This window comes from Micromonospora sp. NPDC048894 (assembly GCF_040649765.1).
Classification (GTDB): domain Bacteria; phylum Actinomycetota; class Actinomycetes; order Mycobacteriales; family Micromonosporaceae; genus Micromonospora; species Micromonospora antibiotica.
The window spans coordinates 331,094-346,760 of the sequence record NZ_JBEZFY010000007.1; the positions used below are offsets into that span (position 1 = coordinate 331,094).

Genomic DNA, 15,667 nt, shown 5'->3' on the forward strand with positions numbered 1-15,667 from the left:
CTCAGCCCGCCCCGCCGGGCAGGGCGGGGACGACGGCGTCCGGCGGGGAGTCGGCGTCGGACGGGGAGCCGGTGTCCGACGGGGGGGCGATGTCGGACGGGCCGGGGAACCACAGCTCGGCGACCAGACCGCGCGGTTGACCCGGATGCATGGTGAGCCGACCGTCGGAGGCGTCCACCAGCACCGCCACGATGGTCAGGCCGAGGCCGGCACCCTCGATGTTCTGCGCGTCCGGGGCCCGCCAGAACCGCTCGGTGGCCTGGTGGAGCTGCTCCGAGGTCATCCCCGGGCCGGTGTCGCGCACCTCCAGCGCGGTGCCCCCGTCGACGTGCCGGACCGCCACCGTCACCTCGCCGCCCTCCCCGCTGAACTTGATCGCGTTGTCGATCAGCGCGTCCAGCGCCTGGTCGACGGCGGTCGGCACGGTCCGCGCGTACGCCGGGCCGGACGCCGCCAGGAGCAGGGTGACCGACCGGTGCCGGGCCAGCGGCTCCCACGCGGCGACCCGGGACGCGGCCACCGCCGCCGCGTCCACGGTGACCCGTTCGTTCTGCTCCCGCTCCGCGCGGGCCAGGGTGAGCAGCCCGTCGAGGACCAGCGCCAACCGGTCGGTCTCCTCCAGGGCCAACCGGTGCTCGACCTGGCCGGCCTGGTCGGTGACGCTGGGCCCCAGCTCCTCGACCCGCAGCCGCAGCGCGGTCAGCGGGTTGCGCAGCTGGTGGCTGGCGTGCGCGACGAAGGCCCGTTGCCGGTCCATCACGTCGGACACCACCACCGCCATGTGGTTGAAGCTGGCTGCCAACCGGCGCAGCTCGGGCGGCCCCCACCGGTCCTGCACCCGGGCGCCCCGGTCCCCCTCGGCGATCTCGTGGGTCACCGCGTCCAGCTCGGTCACCGGGCGCAACACCCAACCGGCCAGCCCGAACGCGGTGGAGACACAGGCCAGCACGGCAAGCAGGCCGATCCCGGCGAGTAGCAGCCACCAGGCGGTGACCGTGCGCCGGACCTTCGCCACCGGGGTGCTGGTGACCACCGCGCCGAGCACCTCACCACCGTCGTTGATCGGCACCGCCACCACCAGCGGGCCGTCCACCCACGGCCAGACCGAGTCCGGCCCGTTGAACTGCTGCCCGGCCAACGCGCTGTCCAGCGCCGCCCGGGTGTCCCGGCCCGTACGCCAACTCGTCGACACCACCAGCGCCCGGCCGTCCCGGTCGACGACCGCGGCTCCGATGCCGTACAGCTGGTCGTAGCTGACGAGTTCGCCGGTCAACGGCCCGGCGCCGCCGCCCCGCAGCGCCGGCCCGGCCAGCGAGGCGAACCGGGTCGCGTCCGCGAGCCGGTCGGCCCGGACCCGGTCGGTCTCCCGGGACGCCAGCGTCGCCGCGAGGGGCGTCTCCAACGCCAGGAGCACCAGCACCATCAGCAGCAGGTAGCTGATCACCAGTCGACGCCGCACCGGCTGCCCCTCACTCGCCCCGGAGCCGGTAGCCGACCCCGCGTACGGTCTCCACCAGCCGGGGGTCGCCGAGCTTGCCCCGCAGCGAACCGACGTGCACCTCGACGGTGTGCCGGTCGGCCCAGGTGGTGCCCCAGACGTCGAGCAGGATCCGGTCCCGGGACACCGCCGTCCCGGGCTGGCGGGCCAGCGAGAGCAGAATGTCGAACTCCTTGCGGGTCAACGCCACCTGCCGACCGTCGACGGCGACCGTCCGGGCGGCGACGTCGATACGCACCGACCCGACCTCGATCAGGTCCCGCGCCGGCGCGGCGTGGGCCGCCCGCCGCAGCACCGCCTCGATCCGGGCCTGCAACTCCACCATGGAGAACGGCTTCACCACGTAGTCGTCGGCACCGAGCCGCAACCCGAGCACCCGGTCCCGTTCCTCACCGCGAGCGGTCACCGCGATGATGCCGAGCTGGCTGCTGCGCCGCCGCAACTCCCGGCACACCTCGGTGCCGTCCCCGTCGGGCAGGGTGAGGTCGAGCAGCACCAGGTCACAGGGGGCGGCCGAGAGCGCGGCAGCGACGGTGGCCGCGTGCTCCACCTCGTAGCCGCGGCGGGTCAGCGCCGACGCGAGGGCGGCGGCCACCCGTCGGTCGTCCTCGACCAGCAGGATGCGCACCGGTGACCCCCATTCGTCGTACGGATGACGAGCGAATGGTGGCAGAAGCACCGGCCCGCCGGAAACCACGGGGAACACGGGTCGGCCGGTGCCGGGCCGGCCAGCGAACGGGACCGGGCCCGGGACGGGTGTTCGCCCCGGGCCCCGTACCCCGTCCGGTCAGCGGCAGAGCCGGCCGATCTCCTCCTGGAACCGGTCCATCGGGTTGGCCTCGGCCGGGCCGAGCAGGTAGGTCTTCAGTTCCCGCCGGGCGTCGGTCATCGGGTCGTCGCCGGCCCGGGTCAGCGCCAGGATCTTCGGCAGCTCACCGCAGTCGCGGGAGAGCAGGTACGCCCCCCGGGAGGTGGGGAACTCGCGCCGGAACTCGTCCTCCGGCAGCCCGCTCGGGTTGGCCACCACGTACGGCCGCTGGCTCTGCACGAAGTCGGAGACCACGCTGGAGATGTCACTGACCAGCAGGTCGGTCTGGTTGAAGCAGTCGAACAGCGCGGGGACCCGGCCGGTGACCACCCGGTGCCCGGGGCCGTCCAGCGAACCGGCGTCCGGGTCACCACCGGCGGCCCGGATCAGCGACACCAGGCGCTCGTGCACCGCCTTGGCCTCCTTGGACCGGGAACCGGTCAGCGGGTGCGGCTTGTAGACCAGGCGCACCTGCGGCGAGGCGAGCACACCCCGGACGATCCGCTCCCCCATCAGCACCAGCGAGGTGTGGTAGGGGTCGTCGTCGAGCCAGCCCTCCCAGGTGGGGGCGTAGAGGACGGTGAACGGCCGGTCGGGGGCCGTCGAGCCGAAGGTGTGCACCCCGGCGAGCTGCGGCCGGCCGATCTCCACGATGTCGTCGTCCCGGACGCCGACCGCGGCCCGCGCGTACCGCTCCCGGCCGGCCAGGCCGGCGACCCACACCTCGTCGTACACCTTGCTGTAGGGGTTGACGCTGGCCTGCTTGTCGCTGTCGCCGTGACCGACGAAGACGTGCTTCATGCCCGGCTCGCGCAACATGTGGATGTTGGCGCCGACGTTCGCCGCGTAGAGGGCGGCCCGGACGGTGCCCAGTTCGAGGTTCATGAAGTCGGGCCCGGTGGGCACGCAGATCACCGGTAGCCGGGTGTCGGCCAGCTCGCAGAACGCTTCCTTGCTGCGCATCAGCACGACCGCCCGCTGGTGCAGCGCCTCGGTCGGGGCCAGCCACATGTTGGCCTGGTAGACGTCCTTGGCCGGGCCGGCGAAGTAGAGCGCGACCTCGGGCCGGTGGTTGTCGAGCCAGCGCTGCAACACCGGCAGCACCGGACTCTTGCCGGTGCCCCGACCGCGCAGCCAGGTCACCGCGACCACCGCGCCGATCAGCGCGGCGAGCCCGGCGGCCACCGCGGCGACCGCCAGCACGGGGGTGGCGTCGACGCGGACCGCGGCGACCACGGCGGCCGGGATCAGCAGCACGTTGAGCACCGCGAGCGGCACACCGGCCAGGTTGGCGATCCAGTCCGGCGGGCGGGGCGCCGAGCGGATCGGCCCCAGCTCGATGTTGCGGACCAGGGCGGAGACGGGGTTGCGCCGGTCGATCATCGTGTTCAGGGCACCCGCGAAGACGGCGATCACCCAGACCGCCGCCGGGAGCACCAGCAGCCAGGTCAGCTCGACCCCGGTGAGCGGGACCGTGGCGGCGACCAGGAGCACGGACGCCAGGTCCCGGCTCAGTTGCCGGTAGCCCCGGTTGAGACCGACCTTTTCCAGCAGCGTGTCCGAGGGCGGCGACCAGCGGGTGACGGCGAACTCACCGACCACCGCGGCCAGCCCGGCCACGGCGAACAGGACCACCCATCCAAAGACGCCCGCGACGAGCATGACCAGGTAGAACAGCACCAGCAGTGCGCCTCGGGCGGCGGTGCCGGTGCGTTCCAGTAACGTGCCGAACAAAGGAGGACGCTCCCTACGAGGTCGTTGACGGGCGGGGCCCGGCGGTCGACGGCCTCGTCGTGCGACGGGCGTGACCGCAGCACCGCGACCGAACGTGCCGGTCTGCGGGTGATTGCGACTTTAACGCGAGAGGGCGTCCCGGTGTCGCTCGGGTATCCAGGTCCATTTCGGTCAGACGCGACGATACCCCTCGGGCGACACCTGACGTCCGCCGCTCAGCCCGCCCGGCCGTAGCAGGTCGTCGCGCCCGGTCCCGGTCGGGTCGCGAACTCCTTGAAGCCCAGCTCGACGGCCATGTCCCGGGCGTACCGGTTGCCGTTGTAGACGCAGATGGTGCCCACCCCGAGCCGGTCGACGGCGGCGTCGACCTGGTCCCGGGCGGGTTTTTCCCGCCCGTCGGCGAAGTGCGCCAGCAACAGCCGGTCCTTGGCGAAGTCGGAGTTGAGGTCGTACTCCACCAGGTAGAAGTCGCGGGGCAGGACGACCCGGACCCGGCTGGTGACGATCAGTGAGGTCCGCATGATCGTCGACGGGGCGAGGAGCAACCCGGCCGGCCGGTCCTGCCGGGAGATCCAGAAGGCGATCTCCTGCCGCTGCTGGGGCAGCTTCCAGGTGGGGCGGGTGTGCGTCTCGACCCAACTGTCCTTCGACCACATCGGGGTGGCCCAGACGGCGAACGAGGTGACCATCGCGGCGGCGACCAGCCCGCCGACCGCACCGCGCAGCAGCCGCGACGGCGACGGGACGCGCACCGTGCAGAGCAGGCCGATCAGGGTCGGCAGGGCGAGCAGCCACGGCACCCGCCAGAGCACCACGGAGATGCCGGTCAGCGCGCCGAGCGTCTCCAGCACGCCGGGCACCAGCAGCACGCTCATCACCAGGGCGGCACCGGCGGCCAGCAGGGCCGGGGTGCGCCGACGGGCCAGCAGCGGCCCGCACCACAGCGCCAGGCCACTGATCACGCCGACGATCCCGACCAGCAGCGTCCGCCGGTAGGTGTACTCGGCGTCGAAGAAGGCGTCGTCCGCGCCGGCCGCGTCCATACCGCCCAGCACCAGCCGGGACACCACGATCGCCCCCACCGGGTACGCCACGGCGGCCAGCCCGCCGACCACCGCGTCCTTCCAGCGGCCGACCAGCAGCATCGCCAGCCCGGCCGCGCCGACCAGCATCGGCAGGATGATCGCCGAGGTGGTGGTGAGGCCGGCCGCGGTGACGGAGAGGGCGAAGACGAGCAGCAGCGAGCGGCGCGACCGGGTGTCGAACCACTCGGTGAGGTAGAGCCACATCAGCGGGATGACCGCCGAGACGAACATCCCCTTGCCCTCGTAGAGGCGGGGCAGGTGGAAGGTGCCGAGCGCGGCGTCCGAGCCGGCCACCAGGTAGAGGTAGGTGACCGCGACGCTGAACGCGAGCACCGGCCGGCGTGGGGCCCACCGGTGGGTGAGCCGCCACAACGCCAGGACGGCCAGCACCGCCATCACCGGCAGCGCCAGGTACCAGGTGGCGGACGCGCCGTGGATGCCGAGCACGTGCGCGAGCGCGCCGTCGAACACCTCGATCGACGGGGTCGGTGGCAGCGAACCCATCGCCGGGGCGACGTTCTCGGTGAACAGGAAGTCGTTGGTGGGCACCAGGTCACGGTCGGCCACCCAGACGGTCTTGCCGACGTAGTAGACGTCGTCCGGGGTGTTGCGGGCCAGGTAGAGCGAGGAGATCGCCACCCCGACCGAGATCAGCAGCGCGTACCCGGCCTGGAGGGCGGTGGGGACCGGTGACGCGGGCGGCGCCGCGTCGTCAGCCCGCCACGCCCGCCGGGTGAGCAGCATGGCACCGACGCCCGCGACCGCGCCGGCGGCGGCCGGGACCCACCAGGAGAGCACGTCGCCGGCCGGGGTGCCGGCGAGGCCGGCGGTGACGGCGGCGACCACCCCGGCGGCGACCACGGGCAGCAGCCAGCGGCGCGGCTGGCCCGTGCCGCCCGCCGGGACGGCTTCGGTAGCCGTCGGCGCTCCGGCGGCGTCGGAAGCCGCACCCGCCGGGGCGGGGACCCGGGCCCGGCGCAGGGCACGCACCGCCACCAGGGCGGTGATCAGGGCGCAGCCGACCAGCCAGATCAGGAACGTCACCGACGGGCGCAGCCCGAACAGGAAGGACGCGTGGTAGAGCACCGTCCACAGCGCGAAGCCCAGCACGGCCGCGTCGGTGACGACGGCCGGGGCCGCGGCGAGCGCCGACCGCAACCAGTGCGCGGGCCGCGGCCGTGCGGCGGGGGGTGGTGCGACGGGCGGAGGCGCGACGGCAACGGGGTCGGCGTTCGGCACGGATCGTCCTTGTCGTCGTGCGGGCACGGTACGCGAGAGTCGTACGGCCGGCGGGCGGCGGACGGTCGCCCGGCTCCGGTCCGGAAAGCAGGGTAACCGCAACCATCGTCCGTCGATGGCCGGTGGGCGGCGTGGCGGTGTCCCGGAGTTGGCCGGGTGGGGTGGATGCCGGGTCAACCGGACACCGGGGCCGCCCGCGGCCGGGGCACGGTGCCGTTCGCGGTGAGCCCGATGGCCACCGACTCCACCAGCAGGTCCAGGTAGGTCGGGGTCAGCGGGGTACGGGCGATGGCCAGTCGCCAGTACAGCGGCCCGACGATCAGGTCGACCGCCGCGTCGGCGTCGGTGTCGGCGGGCAGCTCGCCGCGCTCCACCGCCAGGCCGATCAGCCGGCCGCCGATCTCCTGCTGCTTGGCCCGCAGCAACTGCTGCAGGGTCTCGTCGATGGTCGGGTTGCGGGCCGCCTCGGCGAGCAGGTCGGGGATGATCTGCGAGGCCAGCGGGTGGCTCAGCGCGTGGGCGACCACCTGGAACAGCAGCGTCAGGTCGCCGCGCAGGCTGCCGGTGTCCAGCGCCGGCAGTTTGCTGCCGGCGGCGGCGACCACGGTCTCGATCACCAGGTCGAGCTTCGAGCTCCACCGCCGGTAGATCGCGGTCTTGCTGACGCCGGCCCGGCGGGCCACCGCCTCGATGGAGAGCCGCCCGTATCCGACGGCGGCGAGTTCCTGCATCAACGCGCGGCGGATGGCCCTGGTGATGTCGCCTCTCAGCACTGCGGCACCGGCCGGCGCACGCCTCTTGTCGCTGGTCATCGGGGACTCTTCGCACCTGTCACGTGGGCCAATGTAGCGCAACGACGGTACGGTTGCGTCCCGACGTGTTATGGACTACCGTCCACGCAGCGACGAGGCTGCCCCGGCACCGCGCCGACCCACAGTTCCCATCGTCGCGCGCATCCCGTTGGTACGAAAGATCGGAGCGCCCTTCCCATGGCCACCACCGCGCTGGTCGACCCCGAAACGGGCCTGACCCAGGCGCAGCTGGCCGCTCGGCACGGACTACGGGTCGCCGGTGAGCGCCCCTCTCTGACCGAGTACAGCCGCAGACTGTGGGCCTACCGGCACTTCACCGCCGCGTACGCCAACGCCAAACTGGTCGCTTCGTACAGCAACGCCAAGCTGGGCCAGATCTGGCAGGTGCTCACCCCGCTGACCAACGCCGCCGTCTACTACCTGATCTTCGGCGTGGTGCTCGGGCAGAACACCATCCCGAACTTCATCGCGTACCTGACCACCGGGTTGTTCATCTTCAACTTCACCCAGAGCGCCGTGCTGGCCGGCACCCAGTCGATCAGCGGCAACCTGGGGCTGATCCGGGCGCTGCACTTCCCCCGGGCCTGCCTGCCGCTGGCCGCCACGTTGACCCAGTTCCAGCAGCTGCTGGCCTCGATGATCGTGCTGGTCGGCATCGTGCTGGTGACCGGCGAGCCGCTCACCCTGGCCTGGCTGATGCTGCCGCCGGCACTGCTGCTCCAAGCGGCCTTCAACGCCGGGGTCGTGATGGTGGTCGCCCGGATGGGTTCCAAGGCCAGCGACCTCAAGCAGGTCATGCCGTTCATCCTGCGCACCTGGATGTACGGCTCCGGGGTGCTCTACAGCGTCAAGCTGTTCGACCGGCTGCCGGAGTGGGCCTCGACGCTCATCCAGTTCAACCCGATCCTGGTCTACATCGAGCTGGCCCGGTACGCCCTGCTGGAGCAGGCGCCACTGCTCAACGAGTCGCTGACCCAGCTCTGGCTGGTGGCGGCCGGCTGGGCGATTCTGGGCGGGATCGCCGGGTACGTCTACTTCTGGCGCGGCGAACAGGAGTACGGCCGTGGATGACCGGTACGAGACGTCCAACGACGTCACCGTGACCCTGCCCCGGGTCGTCGAGCGGATCCCCACCGTGGTGGTGGACGACGCGCACGTGATCTACCGGGTGCACAAGGGCGCCGGGGGCGGGAGCACACCGGTGGCCGCGCTGCGCCGGCTGGTCAAGCGCTCCTCCGCGCCCAACATACAGGAGGTGCACGCGGTCAAGGGGGTGTCCTTCACCGCGTACCGGGGTGAGGCGATCGGCCTGATCGGCAGCAACGGCTCCGGCAAGTCGACCCTGCTGCGGACCATCGCCGGGCTGCTCCCGGTCAACCGGGGCGCGGTCTACACCCAGGGCCAGCCGTCCCTGCTGGGGGTGAACGCCGCCCTGCTCAACGACCTGTCGGGTGAGCGCAACGTCACGTTGGGCTGCCTGGCGATGGGGATGCAGCCCGACGACGTGGCCCGGATGACGCCGGAGATCATCGAGTTCTCCGGGATCAACCAGCGGGGCGACTTCGCCAGCCTGCCGATGCGGACGTACTCCTCGGGCATGGCGGCCCGGCTGCGGTTCTCCATCGCCGCCGCCAAGAAGCACGACGTGCTGCTGATCGACGAGGCGCTCGCCACCGGCGACAAGGGCTTCCGTAAGCGCAGCGAGCAGCGGGTCCGGGAACTACGCGAGGGGGCCGGCACGGTCTTCCTGGTCAGCCACCAGCTCTCCTCGGTACGGGACACCTGTGAACGGACGATCTGGTTGGAGTCGGGGCTGATCCGGATGGACGGGCCCACCGACGAGGTGATCCGGGCGTACGAGGCATTCGCCAACGGCAAGTAGTATTCCGGGCGCACGTACGGCATCGATCCGATGCTCCACGGACCGCGTCGTCCCGTTGGGGCGGCGCGGTCCGCGCGTTAAGGTTCATCCCGTCGCCACGCTGGCGCAATCCTTCGTTCAGGGTGACCCCCGGGACGCGTGCAGACATCCCCCGAGAGTGAGGATCGGCAATGACGCAGGACCACACCACTGGCCCGGACGCCACACCGGAGACCCCGGCACCGTGGCGGCCCTCGCGGACGGTGGCGGTGGTGCTGGCCGGAGGCACCGGGACCCGGCTCGGCCTGGGCATCCCGAAGCAGTTGCTGAAGATCGCCGGCAAGCCGATCATCGAACACACCCTGGCCGTCTTCGAGGCCGCCCCGGAGATCGACGAGATCATCGTGCTGATGGCCACCGGGCACGTCGCCGACGCCCAGCAGATCGTCGACAAGGCCGGCTTCCGCAAGGTCAGCAAGGTCATCGAGGGCGGCGAGACCCGTAACGCCACCACCCGGGCCGCCCTGGACGCGGTCGGCGACGGCGACGTCAACATCCTCTTCCACGACGCGGTCCGCCCACTGGTCAGCGCCCGGATCGTCCGCGAGTGCGTGAACGCGCTGTGGAGCTACTCCGCCGTCGACGTGGCGATCCCCTCCGCCGACACGATCATCCAGGTCGACGAGGACGAGTGCATCACCGACATCCCGGTCCGGTCCCGGCTGCGCCGGGGGCAGACCCCGCAGGCGTTCCGCTCGGGCACCATCCGGGAGGCGTACCGGCGGGCCGAGGGCGACCCGGACTTCGCCGCCACCGACGACTGCGGTGTGGTGCTGCGTTACCTGCCCGGCACCCCGATCAAGGTGATCGACGGGTCGGACGAGAACATCAAGGTCACCCACCCGGTCGACGTGCACCTCGCCGACAAGCTGTTCCAGCTCGCCGCCGCCCAGGCCCCCCGGCTGTCGCACCGCAGCTACACCGAGGAGCTGGCCGGGCGCACGATCGTCATCTTCGGCGGCAGCTACGGCATCGGGCACGACCTGGCCGAGCTGGCCCGGGGCTACGGCGCGCAGGTCTTCGCGTTCAGCCGCTCCAGCACCGGCACCCACGTCGAGCAGACCGGCGACGTCGAGGCCGCACTGAAGACCGCGTTCGAGGCCACCGGCCGGATCGACCACGTGGTGGTCACCGCCGGCATCCTGGAGAAGGGCGCGCTGGCCGAGATGGACGAGGAGACCATGGACCGGGTGCTCCAGGTCAACTTCGTCGGCCCGGTGATCGCCGCCCGGCAGTCCCTGCCGTACCTCCAGCAGACCAAGGGTCAGCTGCTGCTCTACACGTCCAGCTCCTACACCCGGGGCCGGGCCCAGTACGCGCTCTACTCCTCGACGAAGGCGGCGCTGGTCAACCTGACCCAGGCACTGTCCGACGAGTGGGCCGAGTACGGCGTCCGGGTCAACTGCATCAACCCGGAGCGCACCGCCACCCCGATGCGTACCAAGGCGTTCGGTGAGGAGCCGGAGCACACCCTGCTGGCCGCCGAAACGGTCGCCCAGTCCTCGCTCGACGTGCTGATCTCCGACCTCACCGGTCAGGTGATCGACGTCCGGCGGGCCCCCGGCGAGGCGGCCCCGGTGCCGGCCCAGCCGACCGCGGCCGAGCAGGACCGGCTGCCCAGCGGCGTCGACGCCGGCTGACCCGACCCCCGGAGACGGTACGACATGCGTGGTGAGCTGGTCAGGAAACTGATCGCACGGTGCCTGACCACCGGCCTGGCCGTGGTCGCCTTCCTGGTGGTGGCGTTCACCGGGGCCACCGGTTGGGGCCTGGCCCTGGCGGTGGCCGCGCTGGCCGCCGCCGGCTACGAACGTCGGGTCCGCCCCGACGCCGACATCGTCGCCGAGACGGTGCTGCTGGCCGCCGGCATCCTGGTCGGCTACGCCCGCCGGCTCGACGACGGGTTCGACCCGGTGCTGGCGCTCACCGCGCTGCTGCTGCTGGGCCTGGTGCTGCTGGTGGGACCGCTGCGCGATGCCGGCAACCTGGAGATCCGGGCGGCGAACCTGCCGGTGCGGGCGTGGACCCCGCTGGTCGCCGCCCGGCTCGGCGGCGTACTGCTGGGGCTGCTCGCCGTGGTGGCGGTGGCCGCCGCGTTCGCCCTGCCTGCCGTGCTGGCGCTGGTCGTCGTGCTGGTGGTCGCGGCCGGCTGCGGTGCGGTCGGCCTGGACCTGGCCCGGCGGCGGTTCCGGCCGTCGGGCGGGGGCGGCCCGGTGACCCGGGCGCTGCGCGCGCACCAGCCGGAGTTCCTGCTCTACTTCTCCGCCCCACCCGGCTCGGAATACCAGGTCACCATGTGGCTGCCCTACCTGGAGCGGCTCGGCCGGCCGTTCCTGGTGCTGCTGCGGGAGCCGGAGTTCCTGCCCACGATCGCCGCCGCGACGAGCGCCCCGGTGGTCTACTGCCCCACCCTCAAGGCGATGGACGAGGCGCTGGTGCCCTGCCTGCGGGTGGCGTTCTATGTCAACCACGGGGCGAAGAACAGTCACTGCATCCGGTTCACCCAGCTCACCCACGTGCAGCTGCACCACGGCGACAGCGACAAGGCCCCCAGCGCCAACCCGGTCTCGGCCATCTTCGACAAGATCTTCGTGGCCGGTCCGGCGGCGATCGAGCGGTACGCGCGGGCCGGGGTGGAGATCCCCGCCGAGAAGTTCGTCGTGGTCGGCCGCCCGCAGGTCGAGGCCATCGAGGTACGCCGGGAGGCCCGCCCGCTGACCGCCCCGACCGTGCTCTACACCCCCACCTGGACCGGCCACCACGCCGACGCCAACTACTGCTCGCTGCCGGTGGCCGAGCCGCTGCTGCGCCGGCTGCTCGACCGGGGGGCCACGGTGATCCTGCGCGCCCACCCGTACACCGGGCAGAATCCGGCCTCGGCCCGGCAGTTGGCCCGGCTCACCGAACTGCTCGCCGCCGACCGGACCCGCACCGGCCGGCAGCACCTGTGGGGGGCGGCGGCCAGCCGCGAGCTGAGCCTGACCGAGTGCGTCAACCGCTCCGACGCGCTGGTCTCCGACGTCTCCGGGGTCATCTCCGACTACCTCTACTCCGGCAAGCCGTACGCGGTGACCGACCTGGGCGTCGACGGCGACGAGTTCCTGGACCGGTTCCCGCTGGCCCGCTCCGGTTACGTGCTGCGCCGGGACATGGCCAACCTGGACGAGGTGCTGACCGGGCTGCTGGACACCGACCCGCTGGCGGCGGCCCGCTGGCAGACCCGCCGCCGTTACCTGGGCGACTTCCCCGCCGACGCGTACGCCGAGGGTTTCCTGGCCGCGGCCCGCCGCGAGCTGGAACCGGGCTGGGCCCCGCCGACCCCCCGTGCCCCCGCCGCCCCCCTCTCCCCCCACACCTGACCCGCACCCGCCTCCGCCCGCACCCGCTCGCCTCCGCTCGCGCCCGCCTCCGTCGGCAAGATCGTGCTCGATCCATGTTGTAGTGGCCTCCTGCGAGGAGGCCACTACAACCATGTTCGAGCACGATCTTCGTCCGGCCGGCCGGGTCGACCCTGGGACAGCGAACCGCCCCGGCCACCCGTGGTCGGGCGGCCGGGGCGGGTGGGGTGGCTCGGTCAGGCGGAGTAGCCCCGGGTGGCGATCCAGTTCGCCAGGGTGGTCACGCTGACCCAGTAGGCCGGCAGCGACGGGTCGGCCGAGTCGGCGATCCGCACGGTACGACCGTTGTCCCGGTAGCCCACGGCGGCGATGTAGTGGCCGCCGGGGAAGGAGTGCCAGCCGCCGTCGAGGTCGGTGGCGTCCCCGGCCACGTTCGCGACCACGGCCCGCTTGTCGGCGACCGCCGTGACCACGTCGGCCCGCAGCCGGTCGATCTGCGCGTCGCTCGGCGTGCCGGCGAACATCCTGGTCCGGTACGGGTCACCCTTGACCACGGCGTTGAGCACCCGGGTGGTGTCCTCGGCCGAGTTGGTGCCCATCTCGGTGGTGCCCAACAGGGCGGCGAGGTCGTCCTGGCCGCGCTCGATGCCGGCCGCGCTGAGCGCGTTGCGGACCGCCGCCGGGCCGCAGTAGTAGTAGGTGGTCTGGGCCTGGTAGTCGTAGCGCAGGACCTTCGACGACGGCGGCTTCGGGGCCGCCTTGCGGGTCAGGTCCGGGTCGGCGGTGGCCCTGGCCTTCGCCCGGGTGACGCGCGGCGACGGGGCGTCGCTCGCCGACGGGCTGGCCGAGGGGGTGGCCGACGGGCTGGTCGGGGCGGGGACGGCGACCCGGGCCTGGGCGCGGCTGGCGACGTCGTCGAGGCGGGGGGCGGTCTCGGCCACGGCGGTGGCGCGCTGCTGGTCGGTCGGGGCGTCGTCGACCCCGGCGGCCAGGGCGGTGCCACCGGCGGCCAGGACGAGGACCGCCGCCGAGCCGACGACCATCCGGTACGGGCGTCGGATGCCCAGTAGGCGGAGCTGTCGTTTCATGTGGTGCTTCACAGGGTGTTCCTCCACGGGGCGAGGCGGCGGGCACAACCCATCGGCACGCGGCGGACACGCCACGCGCGGATCGGGTGTTGCGCCGCTCGTTCGGCAGGGACCGCCCGACGGGGGGCCGGGCGGATCGGCGGCTCGCCCGGCAGGGGCCGGGCGGCGGGGCACAGAGCCGGGTCAGCGCGTCGGGCGCGACGGTCCGGCGGTGCCCCGGCACCGAGGTGGAGGAACTACCGAGGGGGTGGGGTCATGCTGCACGAGGAGGGAACTCCTTCCTTTGCCGCCGACCGGGTTAGCTGACGGATTCGGGCGGGAAGATCGCCCTACCCCGGGCCGTGGCCCGGAGATTCACCCCAAGTGGTGCGTGTGGGTCCCCGGTTCGTGACTGGCACGATTGAGCGGGTCGGCACGGCGTCGCCTCTTGCGATCGGAAACCGCACCGGACCGCAGCGACACTACTGGCCGGTTTCCCCCCTCGCCAAGCCCGTTGAGCTGCACAAACATGGGCTGGACGAGTCAGTTTCGGGGCACTCGGGCACTGACCCGCCACGCGTGGGACGGTCGGAGCGCCCGGGCGCGTCCAGGCGAAAACCCGGACGGCGGGGCACCGACCACCGATGATCGTCGCAGTCGATGTGACCGACTGTGACCAGGTGTCCGGTTTCCACCCGCAGTGACGGCACCCACAACCCGCAGATAACAATTCAGTCCCGCCGACCCGCCGACCCGACGACCGGTCCGGCTTCGCCAACCAGCGGCCGGCCGACCTGACGGCCGGGTCAGCCGACCCGGGCCGGACGCCAGCGGGTGGCGGGGGCCGGGCGGGTGGCGGACGTCGCCGGACGGGGCAGTGGGACCCGGGTCGGCCGCCACCGTTGCGCCGCCGCGTGTGCCTCGGCAGCCAGCGACCGGGCCGCCTCGGCGGCCAGTTCGGCGTTCCGCCACGCCGCCCGTTCCCGCCCGACCGCAGCCCGGTACGCCGTACGCCGGTCCTCGCGGACCGCGCGGGCCAGCATCACCTCGTGCTCGACCGGGTGCCGACGCGGGTCCCAACCGTCGCGGTGCGCGAAGACGTCCCGCAGCCGCTCCACCGACAACTCTCCCCGCCAGTGCGCCGCCACGGCCTCCTGGTGCAGCCACCGCTCCCGACCGGCGTACTCGGCGGGCGTGCGGGGAGTACGCGGGCTGGGCAGCGCCCGGGCACCGGTGAACCGGCGGGCCAGCGTCTCCGCCTCGTCGTACGCCTGCCAGGCCCGTTCCAGGGCGTCGTGGGCCGCCAGCCAGGCCACGCGGTGGTGGCGGGCCCTCCGGGCGGCTCCGGAGGCGGCGACGGCCACCTCCTCCGCGTAGCGACGCAGGTCGGCGACGGGGGGTGGGGCGTCGGATGCCGGCGCGGCGGCAGTGGCTGCGGCGGCCGGTTGGTCCCGCTCGGGCCGGGCCACCAGGATGGTGATCCCGGTCAGCGCCAGGACGAGCAGCGCGGACCAGATCACGGTGGCGGTCGGGACCTCGATCAGGAACTGGGAGAGCACGGTGTTCACGGTCGACACCTCGCAGGCGGGATGCGGAAGAGGAGGCCGTACCGGCGGCGGGAACATCCGGCCGGACGGTGCGGGTGTGGTGCGTGGCGGAGGCGGTCGCGGGTGGGTCGGCCCCCGCGTGGGCGGTCAGCCCGCCGGGGGTGCCCGGGGGGCGGTGGCGACGGGTGTTCGACCGGCCGGCAGCGCCGGGGGCGGGGCGCTCCGTGCGACGCCGGCCGGCACGACGGCGTCGACCCGGTCTGCCGTCGGCACGGCCAGCACCACGGCGGCCCGGTCCGCTGCCGGCACGGCGAGCACCACGGCGACGGCCCGATCTGCGGCGACGCCGGCCGGGTCGGCCTCCTGCCCACCGCTGCGGATGCCGGTCGGGGTGGCCGGGGCTCCGGCCGCGTGCAAGGACAGCGACGCGTCGACCGGCAGGGCGGCTGCCGCCGGCCCCGGGTCGAACGACGCCGGGCCGGGCAGCGACGGGCCGGCGACGGCGAACGCGATCGCGACAGCCAGGCCGGTCAGCAGCCGGGACCACCAGCGGGCGACCCACCACAGCGGACTGGTGAGTGCGGCCGGGAGCATATGTCCACGTTACCGCCGGGGTGA

Annotated in this window: 12 protein-coding genes and 1 riboswitch; of the genes, 4 read left to right on the top strand and 8 right to left on the bottom strand. The window is 73.1% G+C overall.

The window, feature by feature from the left end; all coding sequences use genetic code 11:
- Position 1: 1 nt before the first annotated feature.
- The 5 genes from AB0C22_RS18380 to AB0C22_RS18400 all read right to left on the bottom strand — a co-directional run bounded on the left by AB0C22_RS18380 (position 2) and on the right by AB0C22_RS18400 (position 7,176).
- Positions 2 to 1,459, bottom strand: a complete 1,458-nt coding sequence (locus AB0C22_RS18380; protein WP_219469252.1) for a HAMP domain-containing sensor histidine kinase — start codon at positions 1,457 to 1,459, stop codon at positions 2 to 4.
- A 10-nt stretch (positions 1,460 to 1,469) separates the two neighbouring features.
- Positions 1,470 to 2,126, bottom strand: coding sequence for a response regulator transcription factor (locus AB0C22_RS18385; RefSeq protein WP_208569033.1), 657 nt, complete (start codon positions 2,124 to 2,126; stop codon positions 1,470 to 1,472).
- A gap of 159 nt (positions 2,127 to 2,285) precedes the next feature.
- Positions 2,286 to 4,040 (bottom strand): CDP-glycerol glycerophosphotransferase family protein, encoded by a 1,755-nt coding sequence (locus tag AB0C22_RS18390; protein ID WP_357536066.1) that lies wholly within the window; start codon positions 4,038 to 4,040, stop codon positions 2,286 to 2,288.
- Between the two features lie 215 nt (positions 4,041 to 4,255).
- Positions 4,256 to 6,364 carry a DUF6077 domain-containing protein gene (locus AB0C22_RS18395; RefSeq protein WP_357536068.1) on the bottom strand — a complete coding sequence of 703 codons (2,109 nt, stop codon included), beginning with the start codon at positions 6,362 to 6,364 and terminating at the stop codon, positions 4,256 to 4,258.
- Positions 6,365 to 6,537: 173 nt separating this feature from the next.
- Complete coding sequence (locus tag AB0C22_RS18400; protein WP_208569036.1) at positions 6,538 to 7,176, bottom strand: TetR/AcrR family transcriptional regulator; 639 nt, start codon at positions 7,174 to 7,176, stop codon at positions 6,538 to 6,540.
- Between the two features lie 177 nt (positions 7,177 to 7,353).
- On the opposite strand from AB0C22_RS18400, the gene AB0C22_RS18405 reads away from it, so the two are divergent.
- The 4 genes from AB0C22_RS18405 (at position 7,354) to AB0C22_RS18420 (ending at position 12,456) form a co-directional block, all read left to right on the top strand.
- Complete coding sequence (locus AB0C22_RS18405; RefSeq protein ID WP_357022630.1) at positions 7,354 to 8,247, top strand: ABC transporter permease; 894 nt, start codon at positions 7,354 to 7,356, stop codon at positions 8,245 to 8,247.
- Positions 8,240 to 9,058: an ABC transporter ATP-binding protein gene (locus AB0C22_RS18410; protein WP_067303417.1), complete on the top strand. Its 819-nt coding sequence runs from the start codon at positions 8,240 to 8,242 to the stop codon at positions 9,056 to 9,058. Before AB0C22_RS18405 ends, AB0C22_RS18410 begins: the two co-directional genes overlap by 8 nt.
- A 170-nt stretch (positions 9,059 to 9,228) precedes the next feature.
- On the top strand, positions 9,229 to 10,737 hold the full coding sequence (locus tag AB0C22_RS18415) for a bifunctional cytidylyltransferase/SDR family oxidoreductase (protein WP_219469240.1): 1,509 nt from the start codon (positions 9,229 to 9,231) through the stop codon (positions 10,735 to 10,737).
- 24 nt (positions 10,738 to 10,761) lie between these two features.
- Positions 10,762 to 12,456: a CDP-glycerol glycerophosphotransferase family protein gene (locus AB0C22_RS18420; RefSeq protein ID WP_357536069.1), complete on the top strand. Its 1,695-nt coding sequence runs from the start codon at positions 10,762 to 10,764 to the stop codon at positions 12,454 to 12,456.
- 215 nt (positions 12,457 to 12,671) lie between these two features.
- Here AB0C22_RS18420 and AB0C22_RS18425 read toward each other — a convergent pair whose 3' ends face one another.
- The 3 genes from AB0C22_RS18425 to AB0C22_RS18435 form a co-directional block, all read right to left on the bottom strand.
- Positions 12,672 to 13,523: a C39 family peptidase gene (locus tag AB0C22_RS18425; protein ID WP_357536070.1), complete on the bottom strand. Its 852-nt coding sequence runs from the start codon at positions 13,521 to 13,523 to the stop codon at positions 12,672 to 12,674.
- A 272-nt stretch (positions 13,524 to 13,795) separates the two neighbouring features.
- A riboswitch (cyclic di-AMP (ydaO/yuaA leader) is annotated at positions 13,796 to 13,940 on the bottom strand.
- 368 nt (positions 13,941 to 14,308) lie between these two features.
- Positions 14,309 to 15,070, bottom strand: coding sequence for a hypothetical protein (locus AB0C22_RS18430; RefSeq protein WP_307799557.1), 762 nt, complete (start codon positions 15,068 to 15,070; stop codon positions 14,309 to 14,311).
- Positions 15,071 to 15,196: 126 nt separating this feature from the next.
- Positions 15,197 to 15,643, bottom strand: coding sequence for a hypothetical protein (locus tag AB0C22_RS18435; RefSeq protein WP_219469237.1), 447 nt, complete (start codon positions 15,641 to 15,643; stop codon positions 15,197 to 15,199).
- Between the last annotated feature and the right edge of the window lie 24 nt (positions 15,644 to 15,667).